This window comes from Metabacillus sp. RB-C-LZQ-3-1 (genome assembly GCF_058315175.1).
The window spans coordinates 26,818-53,445 of the sequence record NZ_JBZFLI010000010.1; the positions used below are offsets into that span (position 1 = coordinate 26,818).

The 26,628-nt window shown below is 36.7% G+C and carries 19 protein-coding genes; 16 read left to right on the forward strand and 3 right to left on the reverse strand.

Annotated elements, in window-relative coordinates; translation table 11 throughout:
- The first annotated feature begins 244 nt into the window (after positions 1–244).
- From putP to gatB, 5 genes are all read left to right on the forward strand, one after another.
- Positions 245–1,708 (forward strand): sodium/proline symporter PutP, encoded by a 1,464-nt coding sequence (gene putP, locus AC4GZ8_RS16105; RefSeq protein ID WP_491082912.1) that lies wholly within the window; start codon positions 245–247, stop codon positions 1,706–1,708.
- A 114-nt stretch (positions 1,709–1,822) separates the two neighbouring features.
- Positions 1,823–2,191, forward strand: coding sequence for an Hsp20/alpha crystallin family protein (locus tag AC4GZ8_RS16110; RefSeq protein ID WP_491082913.1), 369 nt, complete (start codon positions 1,823–1,825; stop codon positions 2,189–2,191).
- 254 nt (positions 2,192–2,445) lie between these two features.
- Positions 2,446–2,736: an Asp-tRNA(Asn)/Glu-tRNA(Gln) amidotransferase subunit GatC gene (gatC, locus tag AC4GZ8_RS16115; RefSeq protein WP_491082914.1), complete on the forward strand. Its 291-nt coding sequence runs from the start codon at positions 2,446–2,448 to the stop codon at positions 2,734–2,736.
- Between the two features lie 13 nt (positions 2,737–2,749).
- Positions 2,750–4,207 (forward strand): Asp-tRNA(Asn)/Glu-tRNA(Gln) amidotransferase subunit GatA, encoded by a 1,458-nt coding sequence (gene gatA / locus AC4GZ8_RS16120; RefSeq protein ID WP_491082915.1) that lies wholly within the window; start codon positions 2,750–2,752, stop codon positions 4,205–4,207.
- Between the two features lie 13 nt (positions 4,208–4,220).
- Positions 4,221–5,651, forward strand: coding sequence for an Asp-tRNA(Asn)/Glu-tRNA(Gln) amidotransferase subunit GatB (gene gatB / locus AC4GZ8_RS16125; protein ID WP_491082916.1), 1,431 nt, complete (start codon positions 4,221–4,223; stop codon positions 5,649–5,651).
- A 38-nt stretch (positions 5,652–5,689) separates the two neighbouring features.
- Here gatB and AC4GZ8_RS16130 read toward each other — a convergent pair whose 3' ends face one another.
- Positions 5,690–6,451: an AAA family ATPase gene (locus AC4GZ8_RS16130; protein WP_491082917.1), complete on the reverse strand. Its 762-nt coding sequence runs from the start codon at positions 6,449–6,451 to the stop codon at positions 5,690–5,692.
- 232 nt (positions 6,452–6,683) lie between these two features.
- Between AC4GZ8_RS16130 and AC4GZ8_RS16135 the strand changes: the two genes are divergently transcribed.
- The 4 genes from AC4GZ8_RS16135 (at position 6,684) to AC4GZ8_RS16150 (ending at position 10,423) form a co-directional block, all read left to right on the forward strand.
- Positions 6,684–7,595, forward strand: a complete 912-nt coding sequence (locus tag AC4GZ8_RS16135; RefSeq protein ID WP_491082918.1) for a diacylglycerol kinase — start codon at positions 6,684–6,686, stop codon at positions 7,593–7,595.
- Positions 7,596–7,777: 182 nt separating this feature from the next.
- Positions 7,778–9,157: a 23S rRNA (uracil(1939)-C(5))-methyltransferase RlmD gene (gene rlmD / locus AC4GZ8_RS16140; protein WP_491082919.1), complete on the forward strand. Its 1,380-nt coding sequence runs from the start codon at positions 7,778–7,780 to the stop codon at positions 9,155–9,157.
- A gap of 62 nt (positions 9,158–9,219) precedes the next feature.
- A complete protein-coding gene (locus AC4GZ8_RS16145; protein WP_491082920.1) occupies positions 9,220–9,714 on the forward strand; it encodes a YehS family protein in 495 nt (164 codons plus the stop codon).
- A gap of 1 nt (position 9,715) precedes the next feature.
- Entirely contained in the window at positions 9,716–10,423 is a 708-nt protein-coding gene (locus tag AC4GZ8_RS16150) for a M48 family metallopeptidase (protein ID WP_491082921.1), read from the forward strand.
- A 126-nt stretch (positions 10,424–10,549) separates the two neighbouring features.
- Here AC4GZ8_RS16150 and AC4GZ8_RS16155 read toward each other — a convergent pair whose 3' ends face one another.
- Together AC4GZ8_RS16155 and AC4GZ8_RS16160 are read right to left on the reverse strand one after the other, a co-directional pair.
- Entirely contained in the window at positions 10,550–12,043 is a 1,494-nt protein-coding gene (locus tag AC4GZ8_RS16155; protein WP_491082922.1) for a peptide MFS transporter, read from the reverse strand.
- A 227-nt stretch (positions 12,044–12,270) separates the two neighbouring features.
- Entirely contained in the window at positions 12,271–13,140 is an 870-nt protein-coding gene (locus AC4GZ8_RS16160) for a helix-turn-helix transcriptional regulator (protein ID WP_491082923.1), read from the reverse strand.
- Between the two features lie 79 nt (positions 13,141–13,219).
- On the opposite strand from AC4GZ8_RS16160, the gene AC4GZ8_RS16165 reads away from it, so the two are divergent.
- The 7 genes from AC4GZ8_RS16165 (at position 13,220) to AC4GZ8_RS16195 (ending at position 26,586) form a co-directional block, all read left to right on the forward strand.
- Complete coding sequence (locus AC4GZ8_RS16165; protein ID WP_491082924.1) at positions 13,220–13,909, forward strand: DUF4386 domain-containing protein; 690 nt, start codon at positions 13,220–13,222, stop codon at positions 13,907–13,909.
- Positions 13,910–14,684: 775 nt separating this feature from the next.
- Positions 14,685–16,943, forward strand: a complete 2,259-nt coding sequence (locus AC4GZ8_RS16170) for a PxKF domain-containing protein (RefSeq protein ID WP_491082925.1) — start codon at positions 14,685–14,687, stop codon at positions 16,941–16,943.
- Positions 16,944–17,154: 211 nt separating this feature from the next.
- Entirely contained in the window at positions 17,155–18,297 is a 1,143-nt protein-coding gene (locus AC4GZ8_RS16175; RefSeq protein WP_491083060.1) for a rhamnogalacturonan acetylesterase, read from the forward strand.
- A gap of 335 nt (positions 18,298–18,632) precedes the next feature.
- Positions 18,633–20,681, forward strand: coding sequence for a catalase (locus AC4GZ8_RS16180; RefSeq protein WP_491082926.1), 2,049 nt, complete (start codon positions 18,633–18,635; stop codon positions 20,679–20,681).
- 336 nt (positions 20,682–21,017) lie between these two features.
- Positions 21,018–23,765: an ATP-binding protein gene (locus AC4GZ8_RS16185; RefSeq protein ID WP_491082927.1), complete on the forward strand. Its 2,748-nt coding sequence runs from the start codon at positions 21,018–21,020 to the stop codon at positions 23,763–23,765.
- A 3-nt stretch (positions 23,766–23,768) separates the two neighbouring features.
- Positions 23,769–24,617: a CheR family methyltransferase gene (locus AC4GZ8_RS16190; protein ID WP_491083061.1), complete on the forward strand. Its 849-nt coding sequence runs from the start codon at positions 23,769–23,771 to the stop codon at positions 24,615–24,617.
- A complete protein-coding gene (locus AC4GZ8_RS16195; protein WP_491082928.1) occupies positions 24,559–26,586 on the forward strand; it encodes a PAS domain S-box protein in 2,028 nt (675 codons plus the stop codon). The genes AC4GZ8_RS16190 and AC4GZ8_RS16195 overlap by 59 nt, the downstream gene beginning before the upstream one ends.
- Positions 26,587–26,628: the final 42 nt, after the last annotated feature.

Below are 26,628 nucleotides of genomic sequence, written 5' to 3' on the forward strand. Positions count from 1 at the left end.
GCTTTGTCAAATTGTGTTACGATGTTATAAGAGTTCTGCCTATTGTCATCCTAGTAAACTATTTATATCATTCATCATGAAATTGCATAAACTTGCATAAGGATTTGGTGATAGCTAATTTAGGAGGTGAAGCAATCGTGGAACATGCATTAACAGGAGCAACATGGTTTTGGTTATTCGTACCGATGTTAACTTTAGTGGTAATATCAATTATTACAGTATTCACAGAGAGGAGTGACTAATAATGGAAACAGGCGTATTAATAACTTTTATAATTTATTTAGTGGGTATGTTAGGTATTGGTGTAGCTGCATATAAAATGACAAGCAATCTTTCAGATTATGTTTTAGGTGGTAGACGATTAGGTCCTGGTGTGGCAGCTTTAAGTGCCGGTGCCTCAGATATGAGTAGTTGGCTATTATTAGGATTACCTGGTGCTGTCTATGCTGCAGGTGGTATGAACCAAATCTGGTTAGCAGTTGGTTTAGCGGTAGGTGCGTATCTAAACTGGCAATTCGTTGCAAAGCGATTACGTACTTATACAGAAGTAGCAAATGACTCTATTACAATTCCGGATTTCTTTGAAAATCGTTTTAAAGATGGATCAAAGCTTTTACGTGTTATTTCAGCATTGGTTATCTTAGTGTTCTTTACGTTCTATACCTCATCAGGTATGGTTGGTGGAGCAAAGCTTTTTGAAGCTTCATTTGGCTTATCTTACACACAAGCACTTTGGATTGGTGCAATTGTCATCATTTCTTACACATTCCTTGGAGGTTTCTTAGCCGTAAGTTGGACTGACTTTATTCAAGGGATTCTAATGTTCTTAGCATTGATTATTGTACCAGTTGTTGCAATAAACAAACTTGGTGGTTGGAATGAAACTGTAAATGCAGTTGGAGAAATTGATCCGATCTACCTTGATGCATTTTCAGGTATGTCAACATTAGCGATTATCTCATTATTAGCATGGGGATTAGGTTACTTTGGTCAACCGCATATCCTTACACGTTTTATGGCATTACGTTCGAAAAAAGATGTTCCTAAAGCTCGTATGATCGGGACAATTTGGATGATCGTTTCATTATTTGGAGCCATCTTTACTGGTTTTGCAGGTATCGCATATTTTGCGGATAACCCGCTTCCAGATGGAGAACAGGTTTTCATCTTGTTTACTCAAGTATTATTTGACCCATGGGTATCAGGTATTTTATTAGCCGCGATTTTAGCTGCTATTATGAGTACAATTGATTCACAGCTTTTAGTTTCTTCAAGTGCTGTTGCAGAGGATTTCTATAAAGCTATTTTAAGAAAAGATGCTTCTGAGAAAGAACTAGTATGGGTAGGTCGTATATCTGTTGCGGCAATTGCGTTAATTGCTATTTTATTAGCCATGAACCCAGAAAGCTCTGTATTAGATCTTGTAAGTTATGCCTGGGCAGGATTTGGCGCTGCATTTGGTCCTGTAATCATTCTCTCCCTTTTCTGGAAACGTATGAATCGTTGGGGAGCATTGGCAGGAATGATCGTAGGAGCAGTTACAGTTGTTGTATGGCAGAAATTAACCGCTGCAGAATTAATTCCATTTAGCCTATATGAAATTGTTCCAGGATTTGTCTTCGCGTGGATTGTTGCTATGGTAGTAAGCTTAGTAACAGAAGCTCCTTCACAAGAAATAGAAGAAGAGTTTGAACAAGCGAAACTATAATAATAGAGGAAGATAGGGGGATCCCTATCTTCTTTTTTTGAGGCAATTTTCTTCAATAGTCATACGATATAAAGAAGATGACTAGAGGAGGGATTTGCTCTGAGTAATGATCCAATGAAGATGATCAATGAGTTTTTTCAAAGTCGACCTAAGCGAACGCTGTTAGATTCTATCGATCAAGTGTTTAAGAAATCAACTTCTATGGCCAGTTTTTCTTTAGAGGTAAAAGAAACAACCGATCACTTTATCATTATTGCTGAACTTCCTGGTGTCCCGAAAGAGGATATAAGTGTAGAGCTAAGTGGGAATGATGTGGTCATAATGGTGAAGGAACAACGTCACCAAGGCCGGAGAATCGGTGGAGTCAACAGTGTTTCATTACCTCATTATGTAATAAGGCAAAATATGAAGGCTATGTACAATCATGGATTGTTGGAGATTCAGCTGGATAAAAAGAAGCCAAGGAAAATTGAGATTGAGTAGTATCTCGAAAAAGTGCCGCTAGTATAGAGCTAGCGTTTTTTTGTTCCTAAAAGGGGGATTTTTCGAATAGTCGATAAATTGGAAAAATCGAAGATAAATCTAAAATAATTGTTGATTAATCATCAGAATCGAAGATAAAAATTATTTTGAGCTTCAAGTAAGGTAGCTTTTCTCTACAATTGTTGATTAAATATATGTTCATTTGGTATCATCAGAGTATTGTGATTGTACGATTTTGTGGAGGTGAGTGTTAGATGTCTAGAATTTCAATTGATCAAGTAAAGCATGTTGCGAACTTAGCTCGTTTGGCTATTTCGGAAGAAGATGCTGAGCTTTTTACAAAACAATTAGATGCGATTATTACGTTTGCAGAGCAATTAAATGAAGTCGATACTGAAAATGTAAAACCTACATCTCATGTGTTAGATATGAAAAATGTGATGAGAGAGGATGTTCCGAAAAAAGGATTAGACAATGAAGAGGTTGTCAAAAACGCACCAGATCATGCTGATGGTTATATTCGTGTACCATCTATTTTAGAATAAAGGAGGGACAAGCATGGCATTATTTGATCGGAAAATATCAGAATTAAAAGAACTTTTACATAAGAAGGAAATCACCGTTTCTGATTTAGTAGATGAATCATATAAACGCATCCACGCGGTTGATGAACAAGTTGGAGCGTTTCTTACATTAAATGAAGAAAATGCGCGTACATATGCGAAAGAATTAGATGAAGCGCTAGGCAGTCGTGATGAGTTTGGATTATTGTTCGGTATGCCAATCGGTGTCAAAGATAATATTGTCACAAAAGGTTTACGTACTACTTGTGCAAGTAAGATTTTAGAAAACTTTGACCCTATCTATGATGCGACAGTTGTTAAACATCTTCAAAATGCTGAAGCTGTTACGATTGGAAAATTAAATATGGACGAGTTTGCGATGGGTTCATCCACTGAGAACTCTGGATTTAAGCCAACTCGCAATCCATGGAATTTAGAGACTGTACCAGGCGGTTCAAGTGGTGGATCTGCTGCCGCTGTAGCTGCTGGTGAAGTTCCATTTTCACTAGGATCAGATACTGGAGGATCCATCCGTCAGCCAGCTTCCTTCTGTGGTGTTGTTGGGTTAAAGCCTACATATGGTCGTGTTTCACGTTTTGGATTAGTTGCATTTGCATCTTCTTTAGACCAAATTGGACCGATTACACGTACAGTTGAAGATAATGCATTTCTTTTACAAGCCATTTCCGGTGTGGATGAAATGGATTCAACGTCCGCAAATGTGGAAGTGCCAGATTTCCTTTCTTCATTAACCGGTGATGTGATAGGCTTAAAAATTGCTGTACCAAAAGAATACCTTGGTGAAGGTGTAAAAGAAGAAGTAAAGCAGTCTGTTCTTGATGCTTTGAAAGTGTTAGAAGGGCTAGGAGCAACATGGGAAGAAGTATCATTGCCACACTCGAAATATGCTCTTGCAACTTACTATTTATTATCTTCATCTGAAGCTTCTGCAAACCTGGCTCGTTTTGACGGAGTTCGGTATGGATACCGTTCAGATAATGCAGAAAACTTAATCGAATTGTACAAGCAAAGCCGTGCTGAAGGCTTCGGTAATGAAGTGAAGCGCCGTATTATGCTTGGAACATATGCATTAAGCTCTGGTTACTATGATGCTTACTATAAAAAAGCACAAAAAGTACGTACATTGATCAAAAAAGACTTTGAAGACGTATTTGAAAAATATGATGTGATTATTGGACCAACAACGCCAACACCTGCTTTTAAAATTGGTGAAAATGTAAAAGATCCAATGACAATGTATGCAAATGATATTTTAACCATTCCAGTTAACCTTGCAGGTGTACCAGGAATTTCTGTACCTTGTGGCTTATCTAATGGATTACCACTGGGGTTACAAATTATCGGAAAGCATTTCGATGAAAGCACAATCTACCGCGTTGCTCATGCGTTTGAGCAAGCAACAGAACATCATAAAGCAAAACCTGAATTGTAAGGGGTGAAAAACAATGGAATATGAAACGGTCATTGGACTTGAGGTCCACGTTGAGCTGAAAACAGATTCGAAAATCTTTTCAAGTGCACCAAACCACTTTGGAGCAGAACCGAACACGAATACAACAGTGGTTGAGCTAGGCTACCCTGGTGTATTACCTGTACTAAATAAAAAAGTCGTTGATTTTGCGATGAAGGCATGCATGGCCTTGAACTGCGAAGTTGCAACTGAGACGAAATTTGATCGTAAAAACTACTTCTATCCTGATAATCCGAAAGCATACCAAATCTCACAATTTGATAAACCAATTGGGGAAAATGGCTGGATTGATATTGAAGTGAATGGTGAAACAAAGCGTATTGGCATCACACGTATTCATATGGAAGAGGATGCAGGGAAATTAATCCATTCAAATGATGGCTACTCTTTAGTTGACTTAAATCGTCAAGGGACACCTCTAATTGAGATCGTGTCTGAGCCAGATATTCGTACACCTGAAGAAGCATATGCTTATTTAGAAAAGCTTAAAGCGATTATTCAATATACTGAAGTCTCTGACTGCAAAATGGAAGAAGGGTCACTGCGATGTGACGCGAATATTTCTTTACGTCCTGTAGGGCAAAAAGAGTTCGGTACGAAAACAGAGCTTAAGAATTTAAACTCCTTTGCGTTCGTCCAAAAGGGATTAGAATATGAAGAAAAGCGTCAGGAAAAAGTTCTTCGTTCTGGTGGTGTCATTGAGCAAGAAACTCGCCGTTATGATGAAGCAACAAAGAAGACCATTTTGATGCGTGTAAAGGAAGGCTCTGATGATTACCGTTATTTCCCGGAACCAGACCTTGTTGAGCTTTATATTGATGAGGAATGGAAGGAAAGAATTCGTTCATCAATTCCTGAGCTTCCAGATGCACGTCGTAAACGTTATATGGAAGAGCTTGGCTTACCGGCGTATGATGCACAGGTGTTGACAATGACAAAAGAAATGTCTGATTTCTTTGAAGCAACTCTTGAAGCAGGGGCAGAAGCGAAACAAGCATCAAACTGGATTATGGGTGAAGTATCTGCTTACTTAAATGCAGAAGGGAAAGAATTAAATGATGTTGCCCTTACTGCAGAAGGTCTAGCTGGTATGATTAAGCTCATTGAAAATGGAACTATTTCATCAAAAATTGCGAAACAAGTATTCAAAGAGCTTATCGAAAACGGAGGAGATCCGGAAAAGATTGTAAAGGAAAAGGGTCTAGTTCAAATTTCTGATGATGAAACATTACGTAAATTTGTGAACGAAGCAATTGATGCAAACCCGCAATCTGTCGAGGACTTCAAAAATGGTAAGCAAAAAGCAATTGGCTTCTTAGTTGGTCAAATTATGAAAGCAACAAAAGGGCAAGCAAATCCACCAATGGTAAACAAGCTATTGATGGAAGAAATACAAAAAAGATAAAAAAAGGAGAGATCTGCACATAGGTGTGGATCTCTCTTTTAGGTAGAACGATGATTTAATAAGTGATAAATAAGACGATCTTTGTCCTCGAAGAACTGTTTCATTAAACGGAAATGGTTCGTATCCTCAAGCTTTGTTTCATGGATTCCTTCTTCTGTTAGTTCATAAATTTTTGCGGAAGGATAAGCCATAATAATCGGTGAATGGGTCGCAATAATAAATTGTGAATTTTCGTGAACAAGCTCATCAATTCTAGATAACATTGATAATTGCCTAAGTGGTGAAAGAGCTGCTTCAGGTTCGTCTAATAAATATATGCCTTGTCCGCGAAATCGGTTCTTAAAGGTAGCAAAGAAGGACTCGCCATGTGATTGTTCATGTAAAGATACTCCGCCGAACCCATCGATGATTGGGGGACCTCCATCCTCTTTATCTAATTCTTCGATATTCGAAGCAACATTATAAAAGCTTTCAGCTCTTAAGAAAAATCCATCCTTAGGTCTAACAGTGCCTTTAATTAGTCTTATGTAATGATCAAGGTTTGAATGTGAATCATAGGTAGAAAATGTAAAATTGAGTGAACCACCTTCAGGATTAAAGCCAATTGCAATCGCGATTGCTTCTAATAATGTGGATTTTCCCATTCCGTTTTCTCCAACTAGAAACGTAACATTTGGATGAAGAGTTAATTCTTCAAGAAATTTTACACTTGGCAGATCAAAGGGATATTGATGAAAAGAAGGAACAAATTCTCTTAAAAGATGAACTCGTCTAATATATTGGTCATCCAAACCATCCATGTGTATACCTGCTTTCCTTATGATTTGCTCATAATTGTAACAAAAATGCGAACAGGATAATACTTTGCAATGAGGAAATGTAATGAAAAACTTTACTTTTTTTATAAAACATGGTGATAATGGTAGTTGGGTTAAAATGTTTTGCACTCATGAAAATGGGAGACAATGATAGTAGGATATAACTTATTTTAAATAAAACGAATATTATTTCATTAATAATAGGATGATGTATATGAAAAAGGCTAGAATTATTTATAATCCAACCTCAGGCCGAGAACTTTTTAAAAGGCATTTACCAGAGGTTTTGCAAAAATTTGAACAAGCTGGCTATGAAACCTCTTGTCATGCCACAACTTGTGAAGGAGATGCAACAAAGGCAGCGAAGGCAGCTTGTGAACGTGGATTTGATATGATTGTTGCTGCAGGGGGAGATGGAACGATCAATGAGGTCGTTAATGGCATGGCTGATCTAGAGAACAGACCAACACTCGCGGTCATTCCTGTTGGAACAACAAATGATTTTGCACGAGCAATAGGTATTCCTTTAAATAATGTTCTTCAAGCAGTCGATGTAATCCTAGCGGGTGAACCGAAAAAGATAGATATTGGAAAAGTGAATGATCATTACTTTATTAATATTGCCGGCGGCGGTCGTCTTACAGAGCTCACATATGAGGTGCCAAGCAAGCTGAAAACGATGGTCGGTCAGCTAGCATATTATTTAAAAGGAATGGAAATGCTCCCTTCTATACGCCCTGCTGAGGTAGAGATTGAATATGATGGTAAGCTTTATCAAGGAGAAATCATGCTGTTCCTTGTTTCTCTTACAAACTCCGTTGGCGGTTTTGAAAAGCTTGCACCTGATTCAAGATTAGACGATGGTATGTTTGATTTGTTAATTTTGAAAAAAACAAATCTAGCAGAATTCATTCGAATTGCCGGTTTAGCTATAAGAGGCGAGCATATTAATGATGAGCATATTATTTATACAAAAGCAAACCGTGTAAAGGTCCACAACAAAGATAAAATGCAGCTAAATTTAGATGGAGAATACGGTGGTATGCTTCCCGGAGAGTTTGTGAATATGTACCAACATATTGAAGTGATTATGTCAGCTGAAAAAGTAAAACAAATGGAAGAATAAGAAACTTGGCATATGAAGATAGCCAGGTTTTTTATACTATCGGAGAGAAAAATTTTATGGATAATAGGATAAGAAAAACCAGGGCTTTCGCCATTAGGACTTGGAGACAAGCCGAGTTTTTCAAACTTTAAAGTAGACTATGGTAAAATAGTGAAAATTATTGTACGTAAAGGAAGAACTACATGTCAAAAATTCAAGCACCTGTATTAAAAAATGAATATTATGATGTTATCTTTGAGGATTTAACACATGAGGGCGCAGGCGTAGCTAAAGTAGATGGCTTCCCTATCTTTGTAGAAAACGCCTTGCCAGATGAACGAGCAAAAATAAAGATCATCAAGGTGAAAAAGGGCTTTGCCTTTGGACGTTTAATTGAGCTTTATGAACAAAGCAAAAACCGAATTGATGCTCCCTGTCCCATCTACTCACAATGCGGCGGCTGTCAGCTTCAACACCTTAGATATGAAGGCCAACTCGACTTCAAGAAAAAGCAAGTAGAGCAGGTCTTAACACGAATAGGAAGGCTTGACTTAACAAAGGTAAAGGTACATTCGACCTTAGGAATGAAAGATCCCTGGAACTATCGAAACAAAGCACAGGTCCCTGTTGGTGAACGTGAAGGAGGACTTGTAGCAGGTTTTTACCAAAAAAGAAGCCACGACATTATCGATATGGAAAGGTGCCTCATTCAACAAGCTGAAAACGATGAGGTTGTCCAAGCTGTAAAGAAAATATGTGAAGGCTACGGTATCCGAGCATATAACGAAGAAAAGCATAAAGGATGGCTTCGTCACATCATGGTTCGCTACGGCCTTGTTACAAAGGAAATAATGCTGGTATTTATTACAAGAACGGCAGATTTTCCACATAAGGCTGACATTATAAAGAAAATAAATAATCAATTTCCACAAGTAAAATCAATTGTGCAAAACATTAATACTAAACGAACGAATGTTATTTTCGGTGAGGAAACAAAGGTGCTATGGGGAGAAGAATATATTTACGATAAAATCGGTGACGTAAAATTTGCGATTTCAGCGCGCTCTTTTTACCAAGTAAACCCAGAGCAAACGAAGGTCCTTTATGATAAAGCACTAGAATACGCTGGGCTCACTGGTGAAGAATCTGTTATCGACGCCTACTGTGGAATTGGCACAATTTCGTTGTTTTTGGCTCAAAAAGCTAAGAAAGTATTTGGTGTTGAAATCGTTCCAGAAGCGATTGAGGATGCAAAACGAAACGCTGAATTGAATGGCTTCACCAATGCTGAATTTGCTGTTGGTGAAGCCGAAGTTGTTATTCCTGAATGGTACAAACAAGGGAATAAGGCAGATGTGATTGTTGTTGATCCTCCTCGTAAGGGCTGTGATGAGGCACTGCTGAAGACGATTTTAGACATGAAGCCTAACCGTGTTGTTTATGTGTCTTGTAATCCCGGAACGTTAGCAAGGGATTTGCAGGTGCTTGAGTTAGGTGGATATAAAACGGTTGAGGTGCAGCCAGTGGATATGTTTCCGCATACGACACATTGTGAAGCAGTTGCGAAGATTGAATTAAAATGATTGAAAATTAGATGCCTGTTGCTTTACGTGACAGGTATTACTTATAAAAAGGAGGTCAAATGATGGATAATAACGATATTTTAATTCGATTGAGATACGCATTAGAAATAAAAAATAAAGAAATGGCAGAGATATTTAAACTTGGCGGTGTGGAGGTATCAGTGCCAGAGGTGATACAGATACTTACAAAGTCTAGTGATGAAGATGAAAATGAAGATCAAATAAAATGCACGAACAGTATGTTAGATTCATTTTTAAACGGCCTTATTATTTCGAAAAGAGGAAAACAAGAGCCGAAACAAGGTCAGCCTAATACACCAGAACCAGCTTCTAAGAATAGTGAACACGTTAATAATCTTCTTTTAAAGAAAGTCAAAATAGCATTGTCATTAACTACAGAGGATATGCTTGATATATTTGAAGATGCAGGAATAACAGTAACAAAGGGAGAACTTGGAGCCTTATTAAGAAAAGAAGGTCATAAGAATTATAAGGAATGTGGAGATAAATTCGCCAGAAACTTCTTAAAAGGATTAGCTGTCAGATACAGGGGATGATATGGTACATACATACTTAGGTAAGACAATCCAATTTGAGATAAAGTACAAAAACCGAACCTCTATAGGGATAACGATAGGTAGCTATGGAGAAATTGAAGTACAGGCTCCGAAAAAAACACCTGATGAAAGAGTGTTTCAGGTTTTAGAGGATAATTGGGATCTTATTCAGCAAAAATTAAAGAAAATAAAAGATAGGATAAATGGGCCGCAGAACAAGTTATACAAGAATGATGAGAGCTTTCTTTATTTAGGTAAAACTTATCCCATTAAGATTATTCAAGATATAAATATAGAGCAAGACCGTGTTGTGTTTGAAGGAGAAAAGCTGTATGTATATGTGAAGCAGCTTAATGAAGAAAAATATAAACAAGCATTAAAACGATTTTACTACCAGCAGTGTAAGGTGTTGGTGGAGAAAAGTATTTCGTCATATCAAAGTCATTTCAAAACAAAACCACGTTCGATACGTATTTCAGACAGTAAAAAGACATGGGGAACCTGTGATTCGAAACTTCAATTAACATTTAATTGGAGGCTGGCAATGGCCCCGCGTGAGGTCATTGACTATGTGGTTGTTCACGAGATGTGTCACATGGTCCATCTCAATCATGACCGCTCTTTCTGGCGTCTTGTTGGAAAAATAATGCCTGACTACAAGGAAAAAGAAAACTGGTTGGCTTTAACGAGCTGGAAAATGACAGTTTAGGAACAAGTGAAAAGAAAGCATAAGAAAATCCCCCTTTTTTTAGGAGGATTTTCTTTTTTATTAAGTTTTTGGTATTACCCTAAGAGGTATTTTCTGTGGTCTCAGAAAAGTTATACCAATATGTGCTTATCTTACACCTTTCATAAAGACCTGAATCTTTGGTGAGAGCAGGAAAAGGATTATCGCAAGAATGATTGCCACTCCGCCAATCGTACCAAAGTAAAGGTTCTCAGTTTCAGGTGTATAGAATCCTACAATTTGTGCATTTATTGCTTGAGCAGCAGCACTTGATAGGAACCATAAACTCATCGTCTGAGCCGAAAAGGCATTAGGTGCTAATTTTGTGGTAGCTGATAGCCCTACAGGTGATAAACAAAGCTCGCCAAGTACAACAATTAAATAACTTAGTACGAGCCATATTGGACTAACCAATGCTTCTTCACCAGAAAAGTAACCTGGTACAAGAATGACAATAAAGGATAAACCAGCAAAAAGTAACCCAAGTGAGAATTTTTGAGGAACAGATGGCTGACGGTCTCCCAGCTTTACCCAAAGACCAGCAAATACAGGTGCTAAGATGATGATGAATAATGGGTTTAATGATTGAAACCAAGCAGGTGAAATGGTGAATCCTAAAAATTCTAAATCAGTTCGTTTATCGGCATAATGAGCAAGGATGGTAGATCCTTGTTCTTGGATCGCCCAGAACATAACAGCCGCGATAAATAAAGGAATATAAGCGATGATTCTAGAACGCTCAGTTTCTGTTGTTTTCGGACTGCGGTACATAACAATAAAGTAGATTGTTGGGATTAGAATCCCTAGAATACCAATAAGGGCAATGAATGTGTCAACTGTAAGGATGCCCATTGGAATTGTTATAGCAATGACGATAGCTAATAGAACAGTACTTAAGCCTATCGCAGAAAAAACTTTTTTCTTTTCGGTTGGTGACAGAGGGTTTGGAACAACTGTACCAGCTAGGCCAAGATTTTTCTTTTTTGTAAAAATAAATACTAGTAATCCGAAAAACATACCGATTGCCGCTATACTAAAGCCTAAGTGAAAGTCATGCTTTAATCCAACTTCTCCAACAATTAACGGTGACAGGAATGCTCCAAAGTTAATACCCATGTAAAAGATACTAAAGCCTGCATCACGGCGATGATCGCCCTCGCTGTAAATATCACCAACAACACTCGAAACATTAGGCTTTAGCAAACCTGTACCAAGCACGATTAGTACCATGGAAATAAAGAACATAGATAAGTTTCCAGGTATTGCTAGTGCAATGTGTCCAAGCATAATGAATATTCCGCCATAAAAAATAGCCTTGGATGTCCCGAATATCCGGTCAGCAAGCCAACCGCCTATAATTCCCGACATATAAACGAGTGCCCCATAAATAGACATAATCGCTAAAGCGGTATTCTCATCCAGTCCTAATCCGCCTTTTGACACTTCATAGTACATATAGTAAACGAGAATAGCCCGCATTCCATAATAAGAAAAACGTTCCCAGAATTCTGTGAAGAAAAGAGTGAATAATCCTTTAGGATGTCCAAAAAATCCTTTTTGGGGGACGCTTTCCACAATTTTCTGTTTATTTAAATCTGACATCTTACAACCTCCTAATGTTCTACTAATATAATATATTTCGGGGCTGTAAGTTGTCAAAAAACAGAATATTTATAAAATATGTGTAATTTTGATAATATTGAATACTTTTCTAAAAAAACTTAAAATACAGCAAGATTTGGAAAGTTTCACCAGCTTTATTTTGATATCTTATAGTTATTCAAACTAACTTAATTAATTAGAAAGGAGAAAAATGAGTAGTGATTACTTTAAAAATCTGAATCAATAGGGAGTTTTTTGATAGGTGTATAGATGTTGTAGGCTGAATCAAGGTTGTGAATATTATCAAAAACCTGAATAAGTTCGATATGTGAATTCTCTGATTCCTGTTTTGATATTTTTAAAAATCTTGCAAAATCTGTTATTAAGACATCTCCTATGTCAAGTAAATCACCAAAATATTTGAACTTGGCACAGAACAGTTGCGGTATATCGACGGTGAAATAAAAAGGTTTATCTATCTGTAAATCATGTGGAATTCCGAAAAGAACCTTGAATCTGGTTGAATCTGGTTGACAGTCTGAATAGATGACATAGCATGGGCCACTAATTGTTTCATCAATGCTATTTAATAGCATTTTCGAGTGAGAGCGGATCTTCTTCTTGTAATCATCTGTTGCAAGATCTACCTCAAAGGCTATCCCGCTAACCCTGATTGTTTCGAATTCGCTTAACGTAAAATCGGTGACGATATCACCATTTATGTTTTTAATAGGTCTTTTAACGATTGAAGGTATTGGTACTTGAGGTATGGTCTTATCCTTAACTCTAAGAGAGCTTGGAGCTATACCATATTGTCGTTTGAACGCACGGGTAAATGATGATGGAGTTCCAAAGTTTAGCTGATAAGCAATATCTGTTAAAGAAAAGTTATCGTTCTGAATTAAATTTAGTGAGGCATTTAATCTTCTGGAAAGGATGTAATTGTTTAATGAACAACCCATCATGGCAGAAAAAAGTCTATGGAAATAGTATTTTGACATGCTAAAGTTACCAGCAACTGACTCCAATGATAAAGGGTGATGTATATTGTTTTCTATATAGATCAAAGCATTCTCGATTACATCGTAATGGTCCATAATAACTCCTTATAATAAGTGTATTTATGAAACTCGTAACTAGTATAACATGGGTAATGATATCAAGGAGGTAAAAATAATGACACAGGACAGAATGAATGGAATGATCATAGGTTTTTTATATATAGCAGCTGCAGTTACATCCATTATAGCTGTTTTCTTTTATCAGACGGTATTGTCAGAACAATGGTATTTGGCTGTGGCAAATGGATTTCAAACAAAGGTTTTGGTCGGTGTTATAAATGATTTTTTACTTGTCGTGACAGCAATTGGGACAGCTGTTATGTTGTTTCCATATCTTCGCCGTTGGAATGAACATATTGCATTAGGGTACCTTTGTTTTCGATTTATGGAAGCTGTTTTTATTTCAATTGGCATAGTAGGTATATTAAGTTTATTACATCTTAGTATGTATTATGACGCTGGCAATTTAATAGGAGAAGAAAATCTTCTACCTATAGGTTTAATGTTGCAAGCTGTTCATCGGTGGACTTCTATATTAGGTCCAAATCTTATGCTTGGCTTAAATACACTCATGTATAGTTATTTACTTCTTAGAACAGGTTTAGTGCCCAAATCGTTAGCACTATTTGGGATGATTACGGCTGTTTCAGTATTCATAGCCGGTTTACTAGATATGTTTGGTATGATTGAACCTTTCTCAACAGCAAAAGGACTAATTGCTCTACCTGTGGGCGTTTATGAGATGAGTTTGGCAGCCTGGTTAATTGTGAAGGGTTTTCATAAAGAAAGACTTGAAAAACGATAAATTCGCAATTGTAACTAATGATAATATCAAAAAGTATTAGCTCAACTGGCTGCTTGGTAGTAACGGCAGCCAGTATATGTTAATTTTTTCCGTAATGGATGCCAACTAATGTGTAAAGTGTACAACCAATATATTTCCCTCAGTCATCATATCCTTCTTAATCATTGTTATCTTATTGTAAGGTTGGGGCTTTAATATTATCCGAAAAAAGAAAAATGTAAACATTTACAATTAAAATGGTTTTAATTTGAAAAAAAGGAAGAAAGTTTCTTGTGAAGAGTTGTTTTCAGAGGTACGATGTAAAGGATTACTTGAAAGTGAGGTGTAGCGATGGACAAACTCTTCCCTTATATTGTTTAAGAAACTTTCTAGAGACTTTTGATTATTTTGTATCCGGTGATCATGATCAATGATCTAGCAGTAGTAATATCTTTGGCCCAGATACCTCTTCAAATGAACCCACACCAACTATCTACAGAGATCACCAAAACCATTTTCATTTAAAAAAATTACAGTGTATTGAATCACTCAACATCCATACTTTGCAGAATCAGGTATAGAGGTTCGTAAGGGTGCTACTTATGACTCAGGATAAACTCCCTGTGTATTTTTCTTCAATAGAAATTATTGAAATACAGCCTATGAACATTTTCCTTGAAGATAATACCTGAAATGGAACTAGGATCTTACAAATATATTATTTTCTAAAAGTATTATTTTCTGTTCATATTGCCTCACTTTTTAACAAAGTCCTAATTTTGTCAGGGGGAAAAACATGTTTAAAAAATCTAAAGCTTTACTAGCTGCTGCTTTAACATTATCAATGGTGTCTGAATTTATTCCATTAAAAGAACCTGTAAATGTATATGCTGAAGAAGTACATACAAGTCTATCAGCTCCTAGCGGAATTGAAATTCCTTCTGTAACACAAACCTCTATTTCTTTAAAATGGAACGAAGTAGATGGGGCTGAAAGTTATAATATTTATAGAGCTAGATTGGGATATAAGAATTTTAAACTAATTGGTAACTCACAAACGGCGGATTTTGTTGATGAAAATATTGAAAGCGATTCCACTTATTTGTACAAGATTTCATCAGTAAATGGCAAAGGAGAAGGCGAACAGTCTGCTGAGGTGTTAGGAATGACAGAATGGTCTTTCCCAAACTTGATAAGTAAGATAGATATAAGTGCAGCAGGCACTGGAAATAGAATGCGTATTGGAGATATGAATGGAGATGGCCGCCATGATATTTTAATGGTACAGCCAGCCTATGAAAGCCGTGATGCTTATAACCCTCGTTATGTTGGCCATTTAGCGGCATATGATATTGAAGGAAACTTATTGTGGTCACAAGGAACTGTAGATCCGAGAGTTACAACTAGCGGAGCAGATGAGCCAGTTCAGGTTTATGATATTGATGCAGATGGTGAAAATGAAGTGCTTGCCGTTATGAAGCTGGGAGAAGATACAGAAAAGTATTTTTACATTTTCGACGGTAAAACCGGTGAGATTGAGAAGAAGCATAAACTTCCAGATCAAAGAGCACACGATTCCATTTTTATCGCCAATTTCTCAGGGAACGAAACTCCTCAAGACATTCTATTGAAGGATAGATATTCAAAAATCTGGGCTATGGACAAGGAGTTTAATCAACTATGGTACTATCCGGGAGACACTGGACATAGTTTGCTGCCTTTTGATTTTGACGGAGATGGAAGAGATGAATTAGTAAACAACTATTCTTTAATTTCTCACGATGGCAAGGAGTTATGGAGAAAAGATTTACCGGATCATGTAGATACCCACTGGGTAGCAGATATTAATAATGATGGAGAATATGAAATCATTCTGGGAGGTTCTGATACTTTTGCATTCGATGTAAATGGTAATCAGCTATTCAGAAATGGTGATACAGTAGAGCCGCAACAGATACTTGTAGGTAATTATCGCATAGACTCACCTGGCTTAGAGCTTGCAGGACTGGATAGAGTTAACAGAGGAAACCCTGGTCAGGATGGGATGTTTCTTTTCACCTCAGAAGGCAGGACTTTGTACCATGAACAGCGTGCTATGGGAGATTGGGGAAGTATAGTACGTCCTCTTGATAACTGGACGGGAAGCTATACACCGCTTATTACTGCATACAGAAGAGGTAAAGATGCGGACAATCCAGATGGAGTTGTACCAAAGCTTTACGATGGTTATTTTAATCCTATTGTTACCTTTAATGAACATACGGATTCAAAAGAGCAAGTAATGGTAGCAGACATGGCTGGAGATTCTAGAGACGAGCTTATTGTTTATAATCTGACAGGTGATCTTACAGTATCTATTTATTCAAACGGTACAAGTAACTTAAAGGAACATATTACAGGTGAAACCCGAATGCCGGACTTCAGAAACTACAATTTTAGCAGATATGATTCACGTCGATATGATTTAACAATTAAAAACCTTATCCCTGCAGGAATAAAGGCAGATGTAAATAATGATGCTGATATTAATGTAAGTTGGATTCCTGTATTAGGTGTAGAAAACTACAATATTTATCGTTCATCAACACCAAATGGTGAATATACAAAGATTGGGACTTCTGCAATCCCAGAGTTCACTGATAGTACTGCACCTATTGGTACATCTTATTATAAGGTAACATCTGTAAACAATGAGGGGGAATCTAATTTACCGATTGTAGCAGCAAGTGAAACTATTGATACCAGCGGAATCCTTTCGCCTATTAAAACAGATGAAACGACTACCTATAACGCGGGTAGAACACTCCCAGTTAAATTTCAGTTGATGGATGAAGATGGCAACTATCTAACAGGAGCAACTGCAAAGATTTATATAGAAGGCGCTAATGGAGAATCGGCAAGTTCTGCTGAACAAGAAAATCTATTCAGATATGACTCTACTGAAAATCAATATATTTTCAACCTCAGCACCAAGTCAATGTCTGCAGGTAAATATCACATAAGAGTAGATGTGGGTAATCGTACAATCTCCTCTTTCGATATTATATTAGAATAATTGTTTTCGAATGATTAAGTTTTATCAAATAGAGGCTGTGCCAAAAGGTGATGTTTCCTGGCACTAGCCTTTACCTATTAACTTGCTCTTTTCGACGGAATTGTTTCTTAGAAATATGAAACGATAACATTTACAAATTGAGAATAAAGCTGTAAAGAAAGATCTTAAGGAGGACAAGATGGAAAAGGGGATTTTGTTGAAATCATTAAGCATGCTGTTATTGATCGCAGCCTTATTTACCGGATGGGGTCAACCTGTATACGCAGAACCAAGCGATTACAAGTTTGATTTTGGTGATGGTGAGGTTGAAAAAGGGTTTATTGGTGTTAGTGCGTCTGATAAATATGACGAAAAGAAACGTTATGGTTTTAACTCTCCTGAGAATATGGTGAATGTTCCGGCATCAGGAACAGGTGAAGCAAGTGATGCGGTTCGGTTTCTTGAATTTGGCACTAAAAGTGAAAATACCTTCAATGTGGATCTGCCGGATGGCTTATATGAAGTAAAAGTAACATTGGGAAATATAGCAAGAGCCAGCATTGCTGCAGAAGGGGTTTTCCAGGTGATGAATATGACGGGGAATGGAGCTGCAGATACTTTCCAAATACCTATCACCGATGGTCAATTAAACCTGCTTGTGACAGAAGGAAAAGTTGGAACTGCTTTTACATTAAGTGCTCTGGAGATTAAAAAACTCTCACGCCATCCAGAAACAAATAGAACAATTTATATTGGAGGCGACTCTACCGTTTGTAACTATTATCCTTTAGATTCAAGTGTCCAGGCAGGCTGGGGACAGCTGTTTCCTGAGTTTGTTGATCAGGAAGAATTTCAAATTCGCAATATGGCTACAGGCGGACAGTTTGCAAGAGGTTTTAGAGACGACGGACAATTAGAAGCTATACTAAAATATATCAAACCAGGTGATTATTTTATCCTCCAATTTGGCATTAATGATACCGCAGAGAAAAATAATACCACACCTGAACAATTTAAAGAGATTATGAGGGATATGGTTCAGCAGGTAAAGGCAAAAGGAGCAACGGTTATTCTATCTGCTCCTCAGGGAAAGGCACTTGATTTTAATGAACAAGGCATACATTATTCAGAAGACAGATGGTATCGTCATTATACAGTTGCTTTGGCACAAGAGGAAAATGTTCCGTTGGTCGATCTTAATGTTTTGAGTTCGGCTTATTTCACCTCTATTGGAACAGAAGCTACCGGTGAGCACTTTATGCCTGATACATTACATCTAAACCGCAAAGGTGCAACAGAATTAGCTAGAATTGTCGTAGATGAATTGGAAAGACAAGGACTGGATGGATTTGTAGACGAAGACAAGAAGTATTGAAGTTTTTAAGATTGATGTGACAAAGCTAATGAAGGGAATCAAACCTTAATTATTCGGTTGATTCCCTTTTTTATTATTCTCCGTGATTTTAAAATATAAAATATATGTAGAGAATTGCTGGAATTTGTCTAATCGAAAATAAGTTGCTTAATAACGTAAATATGTTTTTGCAATCGACAATAAGTTCCTGTAATCGTAAATATCAACCCAAAAATAGATAATAAATCTCCATTCCGAGAAATAGTTGTTGTTCCATTAACTGTAATTATACCCAATCCGATCGAATAACCCCTAAAAGCTAATCATACTATGTAACGAAAGGGGGCATTGGGACGTTGAATGATCATCGTAATAGTAAAGGTAACAAAAAAGATGAACAATTAGAGCTGTTTAGAGTTGATGATAAAGGCAAGAAACTAACAACTAATCAAGGGCTGAAGATGTCTGAGGATGAGTTTTCCTTAAAAGCTGGTGAACGCGGGCCTACGTTAATGGAGGATTTTCATTTCCGTGAAAAAATGACACACTTTGATCATGAGCGAATTCCAGAGAGGGTTGTTCATGCACGAGGTTTTGCTGCACATGGTGAGTTTCATGTGTATGAATCGATGAAAAAATATACGAAGGCAAAGTTTTTACAGGATCCAACTATAAAAACACCTGTGTTTGTTCGGTTTTCAACAGTGGTTGGTTCACGTGGGTCTGCTGAGACGGTTCGGGATGTTCGTGGGTTTGCGACAAAATTTTATACCGAAGAAGGAAACTATGATTTAGTTGGAAATAATATTCCGGTTTTTTTCATTCAAGACGCAATCAAATTTCCTGATTTGGTACATGCGATAAAGCCCGAGCCAGACAATGAAATTCCTCAAGCCTCATCGGCTCATGATACATTCTGGGATTTTGTAGCGAATAACCAGGAGTCAGCTCATATGGTGATGTGGCTAATGTCGGATCGCGCCATACCAAAGAGCTTCCGAATGATGGAAGGGTTTGGTGTACATACCTTCCGTTTTGTAAATGAAAGGGGGAAAGCTCATTTCGTAAAATTCCATTGGAAGCCAAAGTTGGGAGTACACTCGCTTGTATGGGATGAAGCGCAAAAAATAGCCGGGGAAGACCCTGACTTCCACCGCCGTGATTTATGGGAGAATATCGAGAAAGGCAATTATCCTGAATTTGAATTAGGTGTTCAAATTATTGGTGAAGAAGATGAATTTAAGTTTGGGTTTGATATTCTAGATTCGACTAAAATTTGGCCTGAGGAAGATGTTCCAGTACAAATTATTGGAAAAATGATCTTGAATCGCAATGTTGATAATGTGTTTGCTGAAACAGAACAAGTAGCTTTTCATCCAGGCCATATTGTACCGGGAATTGACTTTACAAATGATCCATTACTACAAGGGCGGTTATTTTCTTATACTGATACACAGCTTATCCGCCTAGGTGGACCTAACTTCCATGAAATCCCGATTAATAGGCCAGTATGTCCTTTTCATAATAATCAGCGAGATGGTTACCATCGCCAAACAATCAATGTCGGAAAGGTAAGCTACCATAGAAATTCATTAGCAGGGAATACTCCGTCACCTGCTAGTCCAGCGGAAGGTGGTTTTGCTCATTATCAAGAAAAAGTGGAAGGACGTAAAATCCGTGCAAGAAGTGATAGTTTTAAGGACCACTTCTCTCAAGCAACCCTTTTCTGGAATAGTATGAGTAAACCAGAGAAAGAACATATTATTGATGCATTTAGATTTGAGCTTGGTAAAGTGAAAAGTCTTTCGGTTAGGCAGCAGGTTGTGGATATGTTTGCGAATGTTAGTCTTGAACTAGCAAGAGCATTTGCTGAATATATCGGAGTGCAGCCACCTAAAGGCGGGGGATCACCAATCACGAAGTCCTCACCTGCTCTGAGTCAATTAAATACAAGGAAAAAACCAGACACTTTAAAACTGGCTGTAATCCTAACAAACGGGTTTCATGGACCAGATGTCAAATATGTATTAGATCGCTTAAAAGCCCGGGGTATTCAGATTGAAATCATCAGTGAACAGCTTGGCAAAGTAAAAGGTACAGGCGGAATTGAATTTGAAGCTGATCATACTTTCTTAACAACTAAGTCAGTTCTATTTGAAGCTGTTTATATGGTAAGAGGAAGCCGCAAAAGCAAAACATTCAATGTACAGGCAGCACATTTTATATTTGAAGCATTTTCTCACTATAAGGCGATTGGTGCCACACATGAAGGGAAAAAGTGGCTGGAAGTGAATCATATTGGTGATGATGCTGGAGTTGTGATGGCAGATGATATGGATTGGTTTGCAAAGGAATTATTAAAAGCCATTTCTGCACATCGACATTGGAAGCGTCAGGGAGTTTAATAGAAGATAGTACCCCCCTTACTAAAGTTTGTGAAGGGGGTATTTATTTATGTGCGCGCAGATCTAATTGCTCAAGGGGGCAAATGGCGACACGGATCTGAAAGAAGCGGGGCGTCAACACCGCTGATCTAAGGAACATGAGCTATATATTTTGACTTGAATAAAAGCTTTATATAAATCTATGAATAGAAAATATTATCTATAATATAATAATTTCTTAAGATTCACTAGACGAAATTTCATTATATAAAGTATGATATAACAAAATATGTAAGGGTGTAAGGTGAGTTATCTGAATAATTAAAATTCTATTTTTCTAATCATATCGGAGGTCACATGAAGTTTAAAACGAAGCTATATATGAGTATAGGCTCATTACTACTACTAATTTCACTCATTGTTGTGATACTAATGGGCATGCTTGAGCATTCAACAGTTAATATGAATGTGGTTGTAAATGATTTAAGTAATAGAGTGAATTTGGCTACAAATATAAAGTACGAGACCGCTAATATTGGTAGACATGTAAGGGAACTTACTGCAATTAATCAATCTTCCGCAAGAAATAGAGAAGTACTTAATGCTTGGGAAGAGTCACAGACGAACTTAAAGCAGTCGTTAGAGGAACTTGAAAAAAAAGACCCTCAAGAAAAGTCCAAAGAACTAATTATAAAGTATAAAACATTACATGAGTCTTATTTACTTAGTGTTCAGCAGCTTTTATCATTACAAAAACTTAATAGTGATACGAAAGTTATTACATCTCTATGGAATGAAGCAGAGCTTACTAGAAAAAGAATGATTCAGATTGCGGAACTTCTTCAAGGACTGCAGGAACAAGAAATGAAAAATGAACTTTTAAGATCAAGAGATACATATAATTGGGCTGTTAAAAATATTTATATATTTTTAGCAATTGGCTTACTTATTGGAGTAGGATACACGATATGGATTATCAAACGGATGACTAATAATCTAAATCATGTTACGTCAGTGATGAAAAGTGCTGCAAACAGTCATTTTGATCATTTACCTAGAATTGAGATTAATCAAAAAGGGGAAATAGGAGAAATAGCTCTTGCGTTTAATAAAATGGCAATTGCCTTAGAGAATCATAGTAAGCTTGAAAAGAAATTAAAGGAAGAAGCTGAGGAAAATAGCTGGCTTAAAACTAAAGTTGCCGAAATAGCGACGATGTATCCTGAAGTTGAAAATATCAAAATGTTATCAGAAAGGTTGATAACAACGATTGTCCCTATGGTAGGTGGAAGTTTGGGTGTTTTTTATGTTAAGGAAGTGAAAAAAGGTGACCCGATTTTAAAGAGAATGGCTTCATATGCTTTGGTAGATGAAAATAATAAATTTGAATATTTTCGTTTTGGAGATGGGCTAGTTGGGCAAAGTGCAGCTGAAAAGAGACCAATTTTAATGAAGAATATTCCAGGTCATTATATAAATGTACATTCTGGTTTGGGAAGGGGAACACCCAAAAATATCATGATCGTGCCTGTGCAATTTGAAGGTAGTGTACTAGCTGTTATAGAGGTTGCCTCATTTGATGTCCTTAATAGCTCTCATATTAAGCTTTTAGAAGAAGTGAGCAATAATATAGGAATTACAATTAATAGTATTATGAACAGAATGAAAGTAGAACAATTGTTACAAGAATCACAAGCGCTAACAGAAGAACTCCAAGCACAATCTGAGGAATTACAGGTACAACAAGAAGAATTAAGAACAACAAATGAAAAGCTTGAGGAACAGTATGAAACTTCTGAGCAGAAGAAACAAGAGGTTGAAAGGATTCGAGAGGCACTCGAGGAAAAAGCGCAACAACTAGAGATAAGCTCTCAATATAAAACTGAATTTTTGGCAAATATGTCCCACGAATTAAGAACACCGCTTAATAGTTTATTAATTTTAGCGAAAATCTTATCAGAAAATAGTGAGGGTAACCTTACTCTTAAACAACAAGAGTATGTTCGTACGATTTTCTCTTCAGGTAATGATTTATTGCAACTCATTAACGATATTTTAGATTTAGCAAAAGTCGAATCTGGAAAGTTAGAGGTAATACAAAAGGAGGTTAATTTGCAAGCAGTAAAAGAATTTATTATTGGGCAATTCTCCCCAATTTCCCGTCAAAAAGACGTAGAATTTACAATTGAGTTACAAGCTGATTTACCAGAAACTCTTTTGACAGATGAACAAAGGTTACAGCAAATACTTAAAAACCTTCTATCAAATGCGTTTAAATTTACTGAGCACGGAAGTGTTTTATTATCAGTTCAAAAGGTATATAAGGAAAGGATAAAAAGTAACCAAGTGACAACAATGATTGCATTTTCTGTCACCGATACTGGTATTGGTATTGATGAAGAAAAACAAGAAGCAATATTTGAGGCGTTTAAACAAGCGGATGGGACAACGAGCAGGCAATATGGCGGTACTGGACTTGGACTTTCAATTAGTAAGAATATAGCTTACTTATTGGGCGGATTTTTAGAGGTGAAGAGTAAGAAAGGTAAGGGTAGTACCTTCACATTATACCTGCCTCTTGATGAACAGAAAAACACAATCATTGATCTTCGCTCGGTAGAAGAAGCAGCAGTGACACGTGAGGAAAACTACTCATTGGATGTAAATAACAACGAGAGCGGGGATATGGATCGTCATATAAAGGAAAAGGGGAAATCATTACTTAAAGGTAAAAAAATTCTTATCGTTGATGACGATATTCGAAATGTATATGCGTTAACGGTAGCACTTGAAAAATATGAGCTGGATATTGTTATTGCGGAAAATGGAAAAGAAGGAATTGAAGAGCTGCTTCATAACCCGGATGTGGATTTGGTTCTTATGGACATTATGATGCCGGAGATGGATGGGTTTCAGGCGATAAGAGAGATCAGGAAAATACAAAGATTTAACCATATACCAATCATTGCATTAACAGCAAAGGCGATGAAACATAGTAGAGAGCAATGCCTAGAGGCTGGAGCAACGGATTATATTAGCAAGCCAATTAACTTAGATCAGCTATTCTCGTTAATGCATGTTTGGTTGTACAGCAAGGAGGGGTAGGAGATTTCAGGTAGAATACAAAATCACTTACTAGTTGATGAGGTAGAGAAGATAGAAATAGATTTACTATTAGAAGCTGTTTTTCGTTATTGTGGTTATGATTTCAGGAACTATGCCTTTCCCTTTATTCAAAGGAGAATCGCTCAACGTGTGAAAAAAGAAAGTTTGAGTAGCATATCTGCATTACAAGAAAGTGTACTGCGGGATAAAAAGGTGATGGAAGATTTAATTTCGGATTTTTCGATCAATGTAACAGAAATGTTTAGAGATCCCCAATTTTTTTACAGTTTTCGAAAAAATGTAATCCCGATTGTAAAGAATTTCCCTAAAATACGAATCTGGCATGTGGGGTGCTCTTCCGGTGAGGAAGTTTATTCAATGGCAATCTTGTTACATGAGGAAGGACTTTATGATAAGACGAGGATTTTTGCTACAGATATAAATGCTCATGTTTTAGAAAAAGCCAAAAACGGCATTTTTTCAATAGATGGAATGCAACTCTATACAAAAAATTACTTTGAAGCAGGTGGAAAGAGCTCATTTTCTGAATACTATAAGGCAGTTGATGATCAGGTCTATTTCCACCCCTTTCTTCTTAAAAATGTTGTGTTTGCACAGCATAATTTAGTAACGGATCATTCATTTAACGAGTTTGATATTATTATTTGTCGAAATGTCCTAATTTATTTTAATAAGCGTCTTCAAAATGATGTCCATAAACTAATTTATGATAGCCTGAGCGTATCGGGATTTCTTGGTTTAGGTAAAAGAGAGGGGATTAAATTTACAAGTTATGAGAACTGTTACCGAGAATTTGATGGACCGCAAAAACTGTACCGAAAATACAAATAATAAATCTAGTAAAAAGGTTAATATTTTAATGGTTGATGATCATCCTGAGAATTTGCTAGCATTGGAAGCTGTACTGTCATCTTCAAACTATCATTTAGTCAGTGCAACCTCAGGTAAAGAGGCGTTAAAGTATATGTTGAAACAGGATTTTGCTGTTATCTTATTAGATGTTCAAATGCCTGGGTTAAATGGTTTTGAAACTGCAAAACTTATTAAATCAAGGGAGAAAACAAGAAATATACCGATTATTTTTATCACAGCAATAAGTCAAGAAGTAGAGCATGTAAAACAAGGCTATTCGGTCGGTGCTATTGATTATATTTTTAAGCCTTTCCATCCAGAAACTCTAAGACAAAAGATTGAACAATTTGTACAGCTTCATCAAAAACATGAAGAAGAAATAGTTGAAAGTGAAAGAAAACAGAAGGCTAAAATTAATGAAGTTCATAACAGATTAGACCAGGTGAAAATTAATTTACAAAGATCTGAGGCGTTATCAAAAGTAATAGGTGAAACAATACTAGACACAATTATTACATTTGATGAGGATGGATCTATTTTATCGGTAAATCCAGCTGTAAGGAATATGTTTGGGTATTCCCCTGATGAATTGCTGGGGAAAAATACAATGATGCTTTTTCAGACTGAAGATGAGTCTATCAAGACGAAGCTTTCTTCCATAAAACACTCTGTGGGAAAAGTAATAGAGGTAGATGCGTTGCGTAAGGATAACCGTTCCTTTCCTGCTGATATTCAAATTGGGAAAACAATAGTGGAAAACCAGCGGATATTTGTTTGTACTATTCGTGATGTAACGGAGAGAAAGCAAATAGAAAAAATGAAAGAGCAAAAGTTTAATTATATGGAAAATATGGTAGAAAAACGTACATTAGAACTTATAAAGGCTAATGAAGAGTTAGAAAAAGAAATCAAAGAACGAAAAAAGATAGCAGATGATTTATATCTTTCCCAAGATAGGTTCAGGAAGATTTTTGAATCTAGCCCTTGTTTAATGGCTATTTACTCGTTGAAATATAGGTCGATTCTTGATGTTAATCCAAACTGGTTGATGTTCACAGGCTATGCTCTTGACGAGTTGAAGAAAACCAAAGGTTTGGATTATGTAGTTGATTCAGAAAAGAATCAAATTGATCTAGAGTTAACATTCAGAAACGAAAAAATATGTTACAAGACAAAAAATGGTGATATTCGTAATGGATTGATGTCAACGGAAATGATCGAGATTCAAGGTGAACCTTGTACACTTATTGTTATAACAGATATAACAGAAAGGCTTCACTTAGAAAAGGAAATGTATCGATTAGATCGATTAAATTTAATAGGGGAAATGGCTGCAGGTATTGCTCATGAAATCCGAAATCCAATGACCACAGTCCATGGGTTTTTACAATTAACGAAAAATAGCAGCGGCTTTTCAAATGAAATTCTTGATTTAATGCTTGAGGAACTAAATAGGGCTAATACAATTATTACTGAATTTCTAAATCTCGCTAAAAATAAGGTTAGTCTTAAAAAGAAGCAAAGTATAAATAAAATAATATATGCTTTATCTCCTTTAATCCAGGCCGAAGCATTGCGCTCTAGTAAGCTCATTATCTTAGAATTAAATAATTGCAGTGATATTTTCATCGATCAAAAGGAAATTAGGCAAATGATATTAAATATAGCTTTAAATGGTCTTGATGCAATGGATTCAGGGGGCAAGCTCACAATAAAAACCTTTGAAAAAAAAGGTGAGGTAATCTTGGAAATTAGAGATCAAGGTGTGGGAATCAGCCCGGAAGTACTAGAGAAAATAGGAACTCCATTTTTCACAACAAAAGAAAATGGTACAGGCTTGGGGTTAGCTATTTGTTATAGTGTTGCAGAACGTCATAATGCTGATATAAATATACAAACAGGTGACGGAGGGACTACGTTTTCTATTCATTTTAAAGTGAATGATTAGATCAAAGGACAAGCTGTCTAAATCGTGTTTGATAAAGTATGT